The organism is Clavibacter sp. GW821-FHT01D01, assembly GCF_059422605.1.
This window is the reverse complement of sequence record NZ_JBWKXC010000008.1, coordinates 169,774-183,728: the sequence shown is the minus strand read 5'-3', so window position 1 is coordinate 183,728 and position 13,955 is coordinate 169,774. Positions and strand designations below refer to the sequence as shown.

14 protein-coding genes, 2 tRNA genes and 1 riboswitch are annotated in these 13,955 nt (G+C 73.2%); of the genes, 6 read left to right on the top strand and 10 right to left on the bottom strand.

Annotated features, from left to right (window positions below):
- Positions 1-55: 55 nt before the first annotated feature.
- The 4 genes from nadE to AC07VC_RS12185 form a co-directional block, all read right to left on the bottom strand.
- A complete protein-coding gene (gene nadE / locus AC07VC_RS12200) occupies positions 56-877 on the bottom strand; it encodes an NAD(+) synthase (RefSeq protein WP_494675702.1) in 822 nt (273 codons plus the stop codon).
- 40 nt (positions 878-917) lie between these two features.
- Positions 918-990: transfer RNA gene (locus AC07VC_RS12195), tRNA-Arg, on the bottom strand.
- Between the two features lie 14 nt (positions 991-1,004).
- Positions 1,005-1,352: a thioredoxin family protein gene (locus AC07VC_RS12190; protein ID WP_494675701.1), complete on the bottom strand. Its 348-nt coding sequence runs from the start codon at positions 1,350-1,352 to the stop codon at positions 1,005-1,007.
- A 5-nt stretch (positions 1,353-1,357) separates the two neighbouring features.
- Positions 1,358-1,573, bottom strand: coding sequence for an SCO4848 family membrane protein (locus AC07VC_RS12185; RefSeq protein ID WP_317229478.1), 216 nt, complete (start codon positions 1,571-1,573; stop codon positions 1,358-1,360).
- A gap of 59 nt (positions 1,574-1,632) precedes the next feature.
- Here AC07VC_RS12185 and orn point away from each other — a divergent pair, with 59 nt between their 5' ends.
- The 3 genes from orn to AC07VC_RS12170 all read left to right on the top strand — a co-directional run bounded on the left by orn (position 1,633) and on the right by AC07VC_RS12170 (position 2,845).
- Positions 1,633-2,253, top strand: coding sequence for an oligoribonuclease (gene orn / locus AC07VC_RS12180; RefSeq protein WP_494675700.1), 621 nt, complete (start codon positions 1,633-1,635; stop codon positions 2,251-2,253).
- A 43-nt stretch (positions 2,254-2,296) separates the two neighbouring features.
- Positions 2,297-2,372, top strand: a tRNA-His gene (locus AC07VC_RS12175).
- 122 nt (positions 2,373-2,494) lie between these two features.
- Positions 2,495-2,845 carry a metallopeptidase family protein gene (locus AC07VC_RS12170; protein WP_494675699.1) on the top strand — a complete coding sequence of 117 codons (351 nt, stop codon included), beginning with the start codon at positions 2,495-2,497 and terminating at the stop codon, positions 2,843-2,845.
- Positions 2,846-2,950: 105 nt separating this feature from the next.
- On the opposite strand, the gene AC07VC_RS12165 is transcribed toward AC07VC_RS12170, so the two are convergent.
- From AC07VC_RS12165 to AC07VC_RS12140, 6 genes are all read right to left on the bottom strand, one after another.
- Complete coding sequence (locus tag AC07VC_RS12165; protein WP_104289143.1) at positions 2,951-3,223, bottom strand: hypothetical protein; 273 nt, start codon at positions 3,221-3,223, stop codon at positions 2,951-2,953.
- Positions 3,224-3,232: 9 nt separating this feature from the next.
- Entirely contained in the window at positions 3,233-3,781 is a 549-nt protein-coding gene (locus AC07VC_RS12160; RefSeq protein ID WP_494675698.1) for a nucleoside/nucleotide kinase family protein, read from the bottom strand.
- Positions 3,771-4,562 (bottom strand): energy-coupling factor transporter transmembrane component T family protein, encoded by a 792-nt coding sequence (locus AC07VC_RS12155; protein ID WP_494675697.1) that lies wholly within the window; start codon positions 4,560-4,562, stop codon positions 3,771-3,773. The genes AC07VC_RS12160 and AC07VC_RS12155 overlap by 11 nt, the downstream gene beginning before the upstream one ends.
- Positions 4,559-6,109 carry an ABC transporter ATP-binding protein gene (locus tag AC07VC_RS12150; RefSeq protein ID WP_494675696.1) on the bottom strand — a complete coding sequence of 517 codons (1,551 nt, stop codon included), beginning with the start codon at positions 6,107-6,109 and terminating at the stop codon, positions 4,559-4,561. Before AC07VC_RS12150 ends, AC07VC_RS12155 begins: the two co-directional genes overlap by 4 nt.
- 2 nt (positions 6,110-6,111) lie before the next feature.
- Positions 6,112-6,768 (bottom strand): ECF transporter S component, encoded by a 657-nt coding sequence (locus AC07VC_RS12145; RefSeq protein ID WP_317229789.1) that lies wholly within the window; start codon positions 6,766-6,768, stop codon positions 6,112-6,114.
- Between the two features lie 33 nt (positions 6,769-6,801).
- Positions 6,802-6,912, bottom strand: a riboswitch (TPP riboswitch).
- Between the two features lie 128 nt (positions 6,913-7,040).
- A complete protein-coding gene (locus AC07VC_RS12140) occupies positions 7,041-7,373 on the bottom strand; it encodes a hypothetical protein (RefSeq protein ID WP_012038119.1) in 333 nt (110 codons plus the stop codon).
- A 200-nt stretch (positions 7,374-7,573) separates the two neighbouring features.
- Between AC07VC_RS12140 and glgX the strand changes: the two genes are divergently transcribed.
- Genes glgX through treZ form a run of 3 tightly spaced genes read left to right on the top strand, consistent with a single transcriptional unit; the run spans position 7,574 to position 13,925 of the window.
- On the top strand, positions 7,574-9,778 hold the full coding sequence (gene glgX, locus AC07VC_RS12135; protein WP_494675695.1) for a glycogen debranching protein GlgX: 2,205 nt from the start codon (positions 7,574-7,576) through the stop codon (positions 9,776-9,778).
- A complete protein-coding gene (treY, locus tag AC07VC_RS12130; RefSeq protein ID WP_494675694.1) occupies positions 9,775-12,120 on the top strand; it encodes a malto-oligosyltrehalose synthase in 2,346 nt (781 codons plus the stop codon). Before glgX ends, treY begins: the two co-directional genes overlap by 4 nt.
- Before the next feature lie 2 nt (positions 12,121-12,122).
- A complete protein-coding gene (treZ, locus tag AC07VC_RS12125) occupies positions 12,123-13,925 on the top strand; it encodes a malto-oligosyltrehalose trehalohydrolase (RefSeq protein WP_494675693.1) in 1,803 nt (600 codons plus the stop codon).
- The last annotated feature ends 30 nt before the right edge of the window (positions 13,926-13,955 follow it).

The following is a 13,955-nucleotide window of genomic DNA, read 5'->3' as shown; positions in this document are numbered from 1 at the left end:
CGCCCCGCACCTCTCGAGAGGTGCGGGGCGTCGTCACGTCAGCCGAGGTGAGGGGTCACTTCCACCAGTCGTCGAACATGCTGGCGGGCACCCGCCGCTTGTGCTCGGTGCTCGTGTAGCGGGCCTCGATGGCCTCGGCCACCTCGTCGTCGACCTCGCGGCCCTCGAGGAAGTCGTCGATGTCGGCGTAGGTGAGGCCGAGGTTCGCCTCGTCGGTCTGGCCGGGGATGTCGTCGAGGAGATCCGCGGTGGGCGCCTTGAGGTACAGCCGCTCCGGCGCCCCGAGGTGCTCCAGCAGCGCGCGGCCCTGGCGCTTCGTGAGGCCCGTCAGCGGGAGGACGTCCGCACCGCCGTCCCCGTACTTCGTGAAGAACCCGGTGACCGCCTCGGCCGCGTGGTCCGTGCCGATGACGAGCAGACGCGCCTGACCGGCCAGGGCGTACTGCGCGACCATGCGGGAACGGGCCTTCACGTTGCCCTTCGTGAAGTCCAGCATCCGGTGCCCCGCGGCGTCCGCGTACTCGGCCTCGAAGCCGTCGACGGCGCGCTTGATGTCGAAGACGACGCTCGACTTCGGCTGGATGAAGCGCAGGGCGAGCTGGGCGTCCTCCTCGTCCGCCTGCACCCCGTACGGGAGCCGCACGGCCACGAACTCCGCGAGGAGGCCCTCCGCGGCCAGCTCCTCGATCGCGAGCTGGGCCAGGCGCCCGGCGAGGGAGGAGTCCTGCCCGCCGCTGATGCCGAGGACGAAGCCCTCGGCGCCGGTGGACCGCAGGTAGGCCTTCAGGAAGTCCACGCGCCTGCGGACCTCGTCGGCGGGATCGATGGTCGGACGCACGTCGAGGGCGTCGATGATCTGTGACTGGATGTCGCGCATGCGTCGAATCTACGTCCGATCGTCCGCGCCCGACAGCCGGTCCCCCCGGCGCGACTCGAACGCGCAACCGTCGGATTAGAAGGCCGATGCTCTATCCATTGAGCTACAGGGGGTCGAGACGAGGGTACTACGCGGGGTCGGCGGGGCCCGAGGGCCCCGGGCCGGTCGACCCGGGCAGCGCGTCCATCGCGCGCGCCACCGCCTTCAGCACCTGCGGGGCGGTGGGCACACCCTCCGCGCGCAGGACCTCGCGGTCCCCCGCCCGCACGACGATGGTCGGCGTCGAGCGGATGCCCTCGGCCTCCGCGAGGTCGGGATGCGCCGCCACGTCGAGCTCCGCGACCTCCAACCACGGCAGCAGGCCCTGGACGTCGGCGAGGACGCGACGGGTCGCCTGGCACGGCACGCAGAAGAGCGACGAGTACATGACGACGCGCACGGCGTCGGCGTCGGCCGGGCTCTCCGCCCCCTCCACGGGGATCAGGAGAGGAACGCCGCGACGGCGGCGACGACGGAGACCAGGGCGAGGAGCAGCGAGACCGACACCAGCACGAGGTGCACCGTGTAGAAGGCCGTGCGCGAGCCGTCGGCGGCCCGGGCACGCGGATCCGTCGCGACGCGCTTCAGGAACCGCGGCCAGACCACGGCGTTCCAGACGCCGTTGACGAGCAGGAGGACGGCGAGGAGGGTGATCACTCCCCCATGGTAGGCGGCTGCGGATCAGGGGCGTCCGGGGCCGCCGATAGGATCGCAGGATGGGCAACAACGCGGACCGGCTGGTGTGGATCGACTGCGAGATGACGGGGCTCGACCTCGCGATCGACGAGCTGGTGGAGGTCGCGGTGGTCGTCACCGACTTCGACCTCGTACCCATCGACGACGGCTTCACCATCGTCATCAACCCCGACCCCGCGGCGCTCGCCAACATGGGCGAGTTCGTCACCGACATGCACCGCTCCTCGGGCCTCCTGGACGAGATCCCCGGGGGCGTGAGCCTCGCCGACGCGGAGTTCGCGGTGCTCGAGTACCTGCTCCAGCACGTCCCGAACGGCGGCAAGGCGCCCATCGCGGGCAACACCATCGGCACCGACCGCGCGTTCCTCGCGAAGTACATGCCCCGGGTCGACGCGCACCTGCACTACCGCAGCGTCGACGTCTCCTCCATCAAGGTGCTGGCGAAGGAGTGGTTCCCCCGGATCTACTTCAACTCCCCCGCGAAGAACGGCGGCCACCGCGCCCTCGCGGACATCCTCGAGTCGATCCGCGAGCTCGAGTACTACCGCCGGGCCGCCTTCGTGCCCGCGCCCGGGCCCGCCACCGAGGACGTGCAGGCCATCTCGGCGGACGTCACGTCCGCGTGGGCTCCGCGGCTGTAGTACCATCGTCATGGCCGTCCGCGAGAGCGGGATCGGCCGCATGGTGGGCGTAGCTCAGTTGGCAGAGCGCTGGCTTGTGGAGCCGGAAGTCGCGGGTTCGAGCCCCGTCGTCCACCCCACCGGGAAGGGCCGGGATCCGAGAGGGTCCCTGCCCTTCCGTCGTGTGGGCCCGTCCCGGCGTGGGCACCCGTCCCCCGACCGCCCCGCGGCTCCTCCCGGAGGGCGTGTGCGAGGCTGGAGCGTGCTGACCTGCGGACCCGAGGACTTCGAGCGACTGGTGATCGACGAGCTCGACGAGCTCCCCGACGAGATGGTCGAGGGGCTCGACAACGTGGTGTTCGTGGTCGAGGACCGCCCCGAGGACGGGTCGCTCGACCTCCTGGGCCTGTACGACGGCGTCGCCATGACCGAGCGCGGGCAGTACGGGTTCGGCGAGATGCCCGACCGGATCGTCGTGTACCGCGAACCGCACCTGCACGAGGCCGAGGACATGGACGCCCTCCGTGACCTCGTGCACGTCACGCTCGTGCACGAGATCGCGCACTTCCACGGCATCGACGACGACCGGCTGCACGAGCTGGGCTGGGCCTGACGCCTCCGCGGGACCCCGGTCGCCGGAGCCGGACGCACGACCGCCCGGAGCCGCAGGGCGGTCCGGGCGGTGGGCCGGCGCCTCAGGCGCCGGTGATCGTGCGGGTCAGAGCTCGAGGGACTCGTCGTCGCCCTCGCCGAGGACGTCGTCGCTGCCGTCGGCCACGAACGTGTACGTGACGCGCTGCTCGCCCGCGACCTCGGACACGGCGCCCGCGCGGTACTGGAACAGCGACTCCTTGCCCTCCACGGCGGACATCGTGCTGATGGTCTCGTCGTGCGTGCCGTCGACGAGGACGCGGGTCTCGGTGGTGCCCTCGAGCGGGCCGTCGGCGAAGACGGCGAGGTAGCGGACGTCGGACGGTGCGGAATCGGTCATGGGCTCAGGCTACCCGGCCGTCGGCACGCCGTCCGTGCGCATGACGACGTCGGCCAGGCCCCGCGGATCCTCCCGTGCGAGGTGCCCGCGCCACTGCGCGTCCCACCGCTCCCACTCCACGGCGAACGCCTCCCCGTCCCGGGCGATCGCCCGGGCGCGGCGGACGTCGTCGTCGGCCTCCACCCAGATGCGGTGCGTCGCCAGCCCCGCCGTCGTGCGGGTGAGGGAGCCGCACCCCTCCACGACGAGCGGCCGGTCCGGATCGAGGTCGTGCCAGCCCGCGGGCGCGTCGCGCTCCCAGTCCCAGCGTCGCCACCGCGGACGTCCGCCCGGCCGCATCGCCGGCAGGACGTGCCGCTCGAGGTGCCGTGACGCCGCCTCGAGGCCGTCCCACCCGGGGTAGACGTCGTCGAGGCGGAGCAGCTGCGCACCGGGTCCGAGCGCCGCCGACGGGTCGCCCGCACGGACGAGCGCGTCGGCGAGCGTCGACTTGCCGGAGCCCGACGGACCGTCGACGAGGACCAGCGCCGGCCGCCGCTCCCCCGCGTCAGGCGGCAACGAAGTCCCAGGTGCCTGCGGCGACCGCCGCGGACACCGCGACGGCGGCCACGAGCACCGCGATCGCCAGCACCAGCGCCTCGCGACGGCCCACCGCGCTCGGCCGTGCCCACGTGCGCGCACCGGTGCCGCCGAAGCCGCGTGCCTCCATGGCGGTCGCGAGCTTGCTGCCCCGCCGGATCGAGAGCACCAGGAGCGCGAACGCCTGCCCGGCGAAGCGGCGGATGCGGCCGCGGTCGGCGACGCCGCGCGCCCGGCGCGCCAGCTCGAGCGACCGCCAGTCGTCCAGCAGGAGGCCCACGAGCCGGACGCCGGCCAGTGCGCCGAGGACGAACCGGGACGGGAGTCGCCACACCTGGGCGAGGCCGTCCGCGAGGTCGGTGGGGTCGACGTTGGAGAACAGGATTAGCGAGGCCACGCCGATGGCCAGGACCCGCAGCGTGGTGGCGACGGCGAGCAGCACCGAGCCCTCGCTGACGACCACCAGGAGGAACTGCGCGTACACGTCCCCCGACGTGCGGCCGTAGAGCAGGATCGTGAGCCCCGCGCCGGGCGCGGCGATCCACACGGGGATGCCCCGCAGGAGGAAGGCGCGGGCGGAGACGCCGGCCAGGGGCAGGAGCAGGAGCTCCAGCAGCAGGGCCGCCCCGGCCGAGACGACGTCGAGGCTGAGCACCAGCGCGAGGGTGAGCACGAGCGCGGCCGCGAGCCGCGCGACCGGGTTCACGGCCGCGAGGCCGGTCGCGCGGGCGGCGGGCAGCGCCACGGGCAGCCCGCTCACCGGACGACCTCGAGGCGCGCGGGAGAGCCGGCGAGGGGGTCGAGCCGCAGGACGTCGTCCGCCAGGGCGTCGACGAGGTCGACGTCGTGCGTGACGGCCAGGACGCCGACGCCGTCGCGGTCCACGAGCTCCGCGAGGAGCGCGACGAGCTCCGCCCAGGTGCGCGCGTCCTGGCCGAAGGTCGGCTCGTCGAGGACGAGGAGGCGCGGGGCGGTGGCGAGGGCGGTCGCGACGGAGAGGCGGCGCTTCTCCCCACCGGACAGCGTGAAGGGATTGGCCCGTGCGAGGCCGTCGAGGCGCAGGCGGACGAGCAGCTCGTCGACGCGGCGGGTCGCCTCCGCGGGATCCATGCCCACGGCGCGCGGCCCCACCTCGAGCTCGGCGCGCACCGTGGGGGCGAGGAACTGGTGCTCGGGATCCTGGAACACGGTGCCCACGCGGGCCGCGAGCTCGCGGGAGCGCCAGGCGGCGGGGTCGGGGGCGAGCCCGGCCGCGAGGTCCGCCTCGGCGACGACCCGGCCCGCGACCGGGGGCAGCAGTCCCCCGAGCGTCAGCGCGAGGGTGCTCTTCCCGCCGCCGTTGGGCCCGGTGAGGGCGGTGACCCTCCCCGATCCGAGCCCGAGGCCGATGCCGTCGGCCACGCGCGTTCCGCGGGCGCCGCCGCGGCCGACGACGAGGTCGTCGGCCCGCACGAGCGGTACCGTCGCCGCCCGCCGGCGGGCGGGTGCGGACGGCTCCCGCCCGGGGACCCAGACGCCGGCCGACGCGAGCGCGGCGCCCTGCTCGCGGAGGACGTCGTCGGGGGCCCCGTCGGCGAGGATCCCCCCGTCGGCCGCGAGGACGACCACGCGGTCGACGAGGTCCTGCCACACCGCGACGCGGTGCTCGATGACGACGAGCGTGGCACCCGTCGTGCCGACGACCGCCTCGACGGCACGACGGACCTCGCCGACGCCCTCGGGATCGAGGTTCGCGGTCGGCTCGTCCAGGAGGAGGAGCCCCGGGCGCATGGCGAGCACGCCGGCGAGGGCGAGCCGCTGCTTCTGGCCGCCGGAGAGGGCGGTGGTGGAGCGGTCGAGGGCGACGTCGAGCCCCACCGCGTCGAGGGCCGCGCGCACGCGGGGCCAGATCTCCTCGCGCGGGACGCCGAGGTTCTCGCAGCCGAACGCCACGTCGTCGCCGACCCGGGAGAGGATCACCTGCGCGTCCGGGTCCTGCAGCACGAGACCGGCGCGGCCTCGCAGCTCCGCCGGATCCTGGCCGTCGACGCGGAGCGACCCGCGGGCCTCGCCCTCGTCGTCGCCGCCGAGCACGCCCGCCAGCGCGTGCAGGAGGGTCGTCTTCCCGGCGCCGGACGCGCCGAGCAGGAGGACCCGCTCACCCGGCTCGATCACGAGGTCGACGTCGCGGACCGCCCACGCGCTGCGGCCCGCGTGCCGCCAGCCCCAGCCCTCCGCGCGGACGGACGCGCCGCCCGTCGGACCCGCGGGCACCGCGTCCGCCCGGGCGACAAGGGATGCCGAGGGTCCCCGGACCGGCCGCCGCACGGTCAGACGCGGGCCGCGGTGTCGCGGCCCGAGGCGAAGCGCGAGAGCGCGCCCGTGCGCGCGAGCGCGCGGGCGACCAGCCACGAGAGGAGACCCGCGACGACCGCGCCGGAGACCAGCGCCGCGACCGTGTAGACCGTGGCGAACACGGCCGACGAGCCCGGGTAGTAGGTGATGAGGTCGGTGATCGCCATGGCCAGCCCCGCGCCCATGCCGGCGAGGACGGCCACGTAGGCGCGCCAGTTCGCGTACAGGAAGACGAGGAGGACGAGCTCGGCGCCGAGGCCCTGGGTGAGGCCGGACAGCAGGGTGCCGACGCCCCACACGTTGCCGACCAGCATGGAGACGAACGCCGCGAGCAGCTCGCCGTAGAGGGCGGCGCCGGGCTTCCGGATCACGATGCCCGTGAGGACCCCGGCGAACAGCCAGCCGCCTCCCGCGAGCGCCTGCAGGCCCGGGAGGAGGGGCTCGAAGAAGCCGCCGATCGGCACGGAGGCCGTGTTCCAGAGGACGAAGACGAGCCCGGAGGCCACGCCGAGGACGCTGGCCACGACGATGTCGATGACGCGCCATCGGGAGCGGAGGCCCGAGCGGGGAGCGCGGGTCCCGTCGGCCGGGGAGGCGGAGGCGGGTGCGGTGGTCGGGGATGATGCGGTCACTGTCGTGCCCTTCTAGGTGGAGGGAGAGGGCACGGGTAGAGAAAGGAAACCTCCCTGCGCTGGCATGATCCAGATCAGGTTCGACGGTCGAAGATTGGGGATCTTCCTCTCAGCCCGGCTCACCGGACTCCCGTGTTCCCGCCGAGCATAGCGCCCGCGCGACCCGTCGCGGGGGCACCGTCCGCCGGGCGCGGACCGGGCCGCGCGGGGCTGGACGCACGGGAGCGCGGGCGCCCGAGGGCACCCGCGCTCCGCGGTGGTCGTGCGGTCGGCTACTTCAGCGTCTTGATGAGCTTGACCAGGACCTTGCCGGAGATCCAGATGACGGGGGTGGCCACGGCGAGCAGCGCGATGACGTTCGGCTGGAAGCGGACCTCGCCGTCGGTGGCGATGTAGGCGCCGATCGGCCAGGTGGCGCCGCCGCCACCGCCGCCGCCGGCGACGTTGCCGTCGGAGTCGGGGAGGTCGCTGCCCCCGCCGAAGCCGTACCAGGCGAAGGCCACGGGCACGATGGTCGAGCCGTCGATGTCGAGGGGGTCGCCGTAGACCGTCCCCACTCCGGCGTTCTTCACGTTCTCTGCGAGCTGTGCGACGAGGTTGGTCATGCGTCCCACCGTACCCCGCGGGACGCGCGGGATGCGGGTCGATCCGGGTCCTCACGGTACCCTCGCCCCTGGTGCGTCGCTGCGTCGCATCCGGCCCTCCCCGCCGCTGCGGCCGATGCGGATCCACCGCCTGCCCCGCCCCCGACGGATCGCGCCCCCGCGCGCCGTCGGCGGACGAGTCGACCCAACTGGAGGACCACTTGCACACCTGGCCCGGAAACCCCTATCCGCTCGGCGCGACCTTCGACGGGAGCGGCACCAACTTCGCGCTCTTCAGCGAGGTCGCCGAGGCGGTGCAGCTGTGCCTCGTCGACGAGGACGGCACCGAGACCCGCGTGGACGTCACCGAGGTCGACGCGCACGTCTGGCACTGCTACCTCCCGCACGTACAGCCGGGACAGCGCTACGGCTACCGCGTCACCGCGCCGTACGAGCCGGAGGCCGGCCACCGGTCGAACCCGGCGAAGCTCCTCCTCGACCCGTACGCGAAGGCCACCTGCGGCGAGTTCGACTGGCACCCGTCGCTGTTCGCCTACGAGTTCGGCGACCCGGACAGCCGCAACGACGAGGACTCGGGCCCGCACATGATGCTCGGCGTCGTGGTCAACCCGTTCTTCGACTGGGACGGCGACCGCCTGCCCCGCACGCCCTACAGCGAGTCCGTCGTCTACGAGGCGCACGTCAAGGGCCTCACGCAGCTGAACCCGCGGGTGCCCGAGGAGCTGCGCGGCACCTACGCCGGCATCGCGCACCCCGCCGTCATCGACCACCTGCAGCACCTCGGCATCACCGCGATCGAGCTGATGCCCGTGCACCAGTTCGTGCAGGACAACACCCTGCTCGAGAAGGGGCTCCGGAACTACTGGGGCTACAACACCATCGGGTTCTTCGCCCCGCACAACGCCTACTCGTCCACCGGCGAGCTCGGGCAGCAGGTGCAGGAGTTCAAGTCCATGGTGCGCGCGCTGCACGCGGCGGGGATCGAGGTCATCCTCGACGTCGTCTACAACCACACGGCCGAGGGCAACCACCTCGGGCCCACCCTCTCCTTCAAGGGCATCGACAACCAGGCCTACTACCGGCTCATGGAGGACGACCCGACCTACTACATGGACTACACGGGCACCGGCAACTCCCTGAACGTCCGGCACCCGCACTCGCTGCAGCTGATCATGGACTCGCTGCGCTACTGGGTCACCGAGATGCACGTCGACGGCTTCCGCTTCGACCTGGCCTCGGCCCTCGCCCGCGAGTTCTACGACGTCGACAAGCTCGCCACCTTCTTCGAGCTCGTGCAGCAGGACCCGGTGGTGTCGCAGGTCAAGCTCATCGCCGAGCCCTGGGACGTGGGCCCCGGCGGATACCAGGTGGGCAACTTCCCGCCGCAGTGGACCGAGTGGAACGGCAAGTACCGCGACACCGTGCGCGACTTCTGGCGCGGCGAGGCCTCCTCGCTCGGGGAGTTCGCCGCCCGCATCACGGGATCCGCCGACCTGTACGAGCACTCGGGCCGCCGACCGGTCGCGTCCATCAACTTCATCACCGCGCACGACGGCTTCACGATCGCCGACCTCGTCAGCTACGACGAGAAGCACAACGAGGCCAACGGCGAGGGCAACGCCGACGGCGAGAGCCACAACCGCTCCTGGAACATGGGCGTCGAGGGGCCGACGGACGACCCGGCCGTCCTCACGCTGCGGGGCCGACAGCAGCGCAACATGCTCGCGACGATGATCCTGTCGCAGGGCGTGCCGATGATCCTGCACGGCGACGAGCTCGGCCGCACCCAGCAGGGCAACAACAACACGTACGCGCAGGACAACGAGATCAGCTGGGTGCACTGGGACCAGGCCGACCAGCCGCTCGCGGAGTTCACGGCGTCGGTCGTGCGGCTCCGCAAGGAGCACCCGACCTTCCGCCGCGGGCGCTTCTTCGACGGGCGTCCCGTGCGTCGCGGCGAGGGCGAGCCGCTGCCCGACATCGTGTGGCTCGACGCCGACGCGACGCCCATGTCGGACGACGACTGGGAGTCCGGCCTCCGCGCCATCGGGATGTTCCTCAACGGCAACGGGATCCGCGGGCGCGACCGCCGCGGCGAGGACATCTACGACACGCACTTCCTGCTCTACTTCAACGCCCACGACGCCCCCGTCGCGTTCACGCTCCCGTCGGACGAGTACGCGGACGCCTGGGAGACCGTGATCGACACCGCGGGCGTCGGAGCCGACTCGACGGCCCTCCGCGCGAGTAGCGTCGTCGATGTGCAGGCCAAGGCCCTCGTGGTGCTCCGTGCCTACACGGAGCCCGAGGTGGAGCCCGACCACTCGGTCGCGGCGAGCCTCGCCGTCCTCACCCACGCGCAGGCCGACCGGCCCGCCGCAGAACCAAGGAGCGACATCAGTTGAGAACCCCCATCTCCACCTACCGGTTCCAGGTGCGGGAGTCCTTCGACCTCGCCGCGGTCGCCGACCAGCTGCAGTACGTGAAGGACCTCGGGGCGGACTGGGTGTACCTCAGCCCCATCCTCACGGCGGAGCCCGGATCCGACCACGGCTACGACGTCGTCGACCACTCGCAGGTCGACCCGGCGCGCGGCGGCGCGGCGGGCATGGCGGCCGTGGCGGCCCGCGCGCACGAGCTCGGCCTCGGCGTGCTCGTCGACATCGTCCCGAACCACGTCGGCGTCGCCACCCCCGTCGAGAGCCTCTGGTGGTGGGACCTGCTCACGCACGGCACCGCGAGCCGCTACGCGGACGCGTTCGACGTGGACTGGGACTTCGGCGGCGGCAAGGTCCGCATCCCCGTCCTCGGGGACGGCGACGACGAGCTCGACCGCCTCACGCTCGTCCGCGGCGACGACGGCACCGTGGAGCTGCGCTACTACGACACCCGCTACCCCGTGGCCCCCGGCACCGCCGAGGACGACGCGGACGCGCGGACCGTGCACGCGCGCCAGTCCTACGAGCTGGTCAACTGGCGCCGCGCGGACGCCGAGCTCAACTACCGCCGCTTCTTCGCGGTCAACACGCTCGCCGGGATCCGCGTCGAGCTGCCGCACGTGTTCGAGGAGTCGCACGCGGAGATCTCCCGCTGGTTCCGGGAGGGGCTCGCCGACGGCCTGCGCGTCGACCACCCGGACGGCCTGCTCGACCCCAAGGCGTACCTGGACGACCTCGCGCGCATCACCGACGGCGCCTACGTGCTCGTCGAGAAGATCCTCGAGCCCGGCGAGGCGCTCCCCACCGACTGGGCGACCGCCGGCACGACGGGCTACGACGCGCTGGCCGAGATCGACCGCGTGCTCGTCGACCCCGACGGCCAGGTCGAGCTCGACCACCTCGACGCGTCGCTCCGCGGCCTCCCCCAGGGCGAGGTCGTCAGCTGGGCCGACATGATCCGCGGGACCAAGCGCGGCATCGCCGACGGGATCCTCCGGAGCGAGGTGCTCCGCCTCGAGCGCCTCGTGGAGGACGCCCCCGCCGACGCCGCCGACGCGCTCGCGGAGCTGCTCGCCACCTTCCCCGTCTACCGCAGCTACCTCCCCGGCGGCCTCGCGCACCTGGAGCAGGCGGCCGACGCCGCCCGCGCCAGTCGACCCGACCTCGCCGGCACCATCGACGCGCTCATGCCGCAGCTCTCGGACCCCGCCACGGCCGTCGCCCAGCGCTTCCAGCAGACGAGTGGCATGGTCATGGCGAAGGGCGTCGAGGACACCGCGTTCTACCGCTACTCCCGCCTCGTGTCCCTCAACGAGGTCGGCGCCGACCCGTCGATCTTCGCGATCGGCGTCGACGACTTCCACGCCCGCCAGCAGGAGCGGCACCGCATCGCGCCGCACGCCATGACCACGCTGTCCACGCACGACACGAAGCGCGGCGAGGACGTCCGTGCCCGCATCGACGTGCTGTCCGAGGCGCCCGAGGCCTGGCGCGAGGCCCTCGAGCAGCTCCGCGAGGTCGCGCCGACCGGTGACGGGCCGTTCGAGAACCTGCTGTGGCAGACCCTCGTCGGCACCTGGCCCGCCTCCCGCGAGCGCCTGCACGCGTACGCCGAGAAGGCGTCCCGCGAGGCGGGCGACTCCACCATGTGGACCGCGCCGGACGAGGCCTTCGAGGAGCGCATGCACGCGCTCGTCGACTCGGCCTTCGACGACCCGCGCGCCCGCAGCATCGTGGCCGGCCTCTACGACCGGCTGTCCGGCCCCGGCTGGTCGAACGCGCTGGCGGCGAAGGCGATCCAGCTGACGGCCCCGGGCATGCCCGACGTGTACCAGGGCAGCGAGCTGTGGGAGACGAGCCTCGTGGACCCGGACAACCGCCGCGAGGTCGACTTCGGCATGCGCCGCGCCGCCCTCGACGCGGTCCTCGCGGGCGCCGAGCCCGCGATCGACGAGACGGGGGCCGCCAAGCTCCTCGTCACGGCCCGCGCGCTGCGCCTCCGACGCAACCACCCGGAGCTCTTCTCGGGCTACGAGCCCCTGCACGCGACGGGCGACGCCGCGGCCCACGTCATCGCGTTCGACCGCGGCGGCGCGATCACCGTCGCGACCCGCCTCCCCGTGGGACTCGAGACCGGCGGCGGGTGGGGCGCGACCGCGCTCGCGCTGCCGGAGGGCGACCTCGTCGACCACGTCAGCGGACGCCGCCTGCAGGGCGGTCGCGTCTCCGTCGCGGCGCTCCTCGCCGACTACCCCGTCGCGATCCTCGCGCCCGCCTCCACCGCCGCCGACCTCACCTCCGGGAGCTGAGCATGACCGACGACCGCTTCGACATCTGGGCCCCGAAGGCCCGCACCCTCGCCCTGTCCGTGGGCGACGAGCGCCTGCCGCTCTCCCCCGTGGGCGACGGGTGGTGGACCCTCGACGCCGAGCGCGCCGAGGCCCTGCCCTCCGGCGACCTCGACTACGGCTACCTCGTGGACGACGCCGACACCGCCGTGCCGGACCCCCGCTCGCGACGCCAGCCGGACGGCGTCCACGGACGCTCGCGCACCTACGACCCCTCGACCTTCGCGTGGACGGACCAGGCGTGGACCGGCCGCCGCCTCGCCGGGGCCGTCATCTACGAGATGCACATCGGGACGTTCACGCCCGAGGGCACGCTCGACTCCGCCATCGACCGGCTCGACCACCTCGTCGCGCTCGGCGTGGACCTCGTGGAGGTCCTCCCGGTCAACGGCTTCAACGGCACGCACAACTGGGGCTACGACGGGGTGCTCTGGTACGCCGTCCAGGAGACGTACGGCGGCCCCGAGGCCTACCAGCGGTTCGTCGACGCGTGCCACGCCCGCGGCCTGGGCGTGGTCCAGGACGTGGTCTACAACCACCTCGGCCCCTCGGGCAACTACCTGCCCGAGTTCGGCCCGTACCTGCACGAGGCCTCGGCCAACACCTGGGGGTCCAGCCTCAACCTCGACGGCGAGGACTCCGGTCCCGTCCGCGAGTACATCATCGACAACGCGCTCATGTGGCTCGGCGACTACCACGTGGACGCGCTGCGCCTCGACGCGGTGCACGCGCTCGTGGACCACACCGCGACGCACCTCCTCGAGGAGCTCGCGGTGCAGGTCGACGTCCTGGCGGCGCACGTCGGGCGGCCGCTCACGCTCATCGCGGAGTCCGACCTCAACGACCCGAAGCTGATCACCTCGCGCGAGGCGCACGGCTACGGCCTCGACGCGCAGTGGAGCGACGACTTCCACCACGCGGTCCACGTGGCGCTCACGGGCGAGACGACCGGCTACTACGAGGACTTCGCCTCCCTGGGCGCCCTCGCCAAGGTGCTCACGCGCGGGTTCTTCCACGACGGCACGTGGTCGTCGTTCCGCGGCCGCGTCCACGGGCGGCCGCTCGACACCGAGCGGATCCCGACGCACCGCCTCGTGGTCGCGAACCAGAACCACGACCAGATCGGCAACCGCGCCACGGGCGACCGACTCACGGCGACGCTCGACGAGGGCGGACTGGCGCTGGCCGCGGTGCTCACGCTCACGTCGCCCTTCACGCCCATGCTCTTCATGGGCGAGGAGTGGGGCGCCACCACCCCGTGGCAGTTCTTCACGTCGCACCCGGAGCACGACCTCGGCGAGGCGACCGCGAAGGGCCGCATCGAGGAGTTCGCGAAGATGGGCTGGGACGAGTCCGTCGTGCCGAACCCGCAGGACCCCTCGACGTTCGAGGACTCGAAGCTCGACTGGGCCGAGCTCTACGGGACGGAGGCGGCCGACTCGCGCCACGCGCGCCTGTTCGCGCTCTACAGCGAGCTCATCCGCCTCCGCCGGGCGCACCCCGACCTCACCGATCCCCGGTTCGCGGAGGTCGAGGTCGAGGTGCACGAGGAGGCGCGACTGCTCGTCATGGACCGCGGCGAGCTCTCCATCGTGGTGAACCTCTCCGACGAGGAGCGCCGCGTGCCCGTGGTGGGCGAGCGGCCCGCGCTGCTGCTCGCGACGGCGCCCGGCGTCGCCCTCGGCGACGACGAGGTGGTCCTGCCGGCGCGCACGGCCGCGATCCTCGGCCCGGTGGCGGACGCGTCGGAGGCGCTGCTCGCCTGATCGCCGTGGGGAGGAGGGGCGGCCGATGCC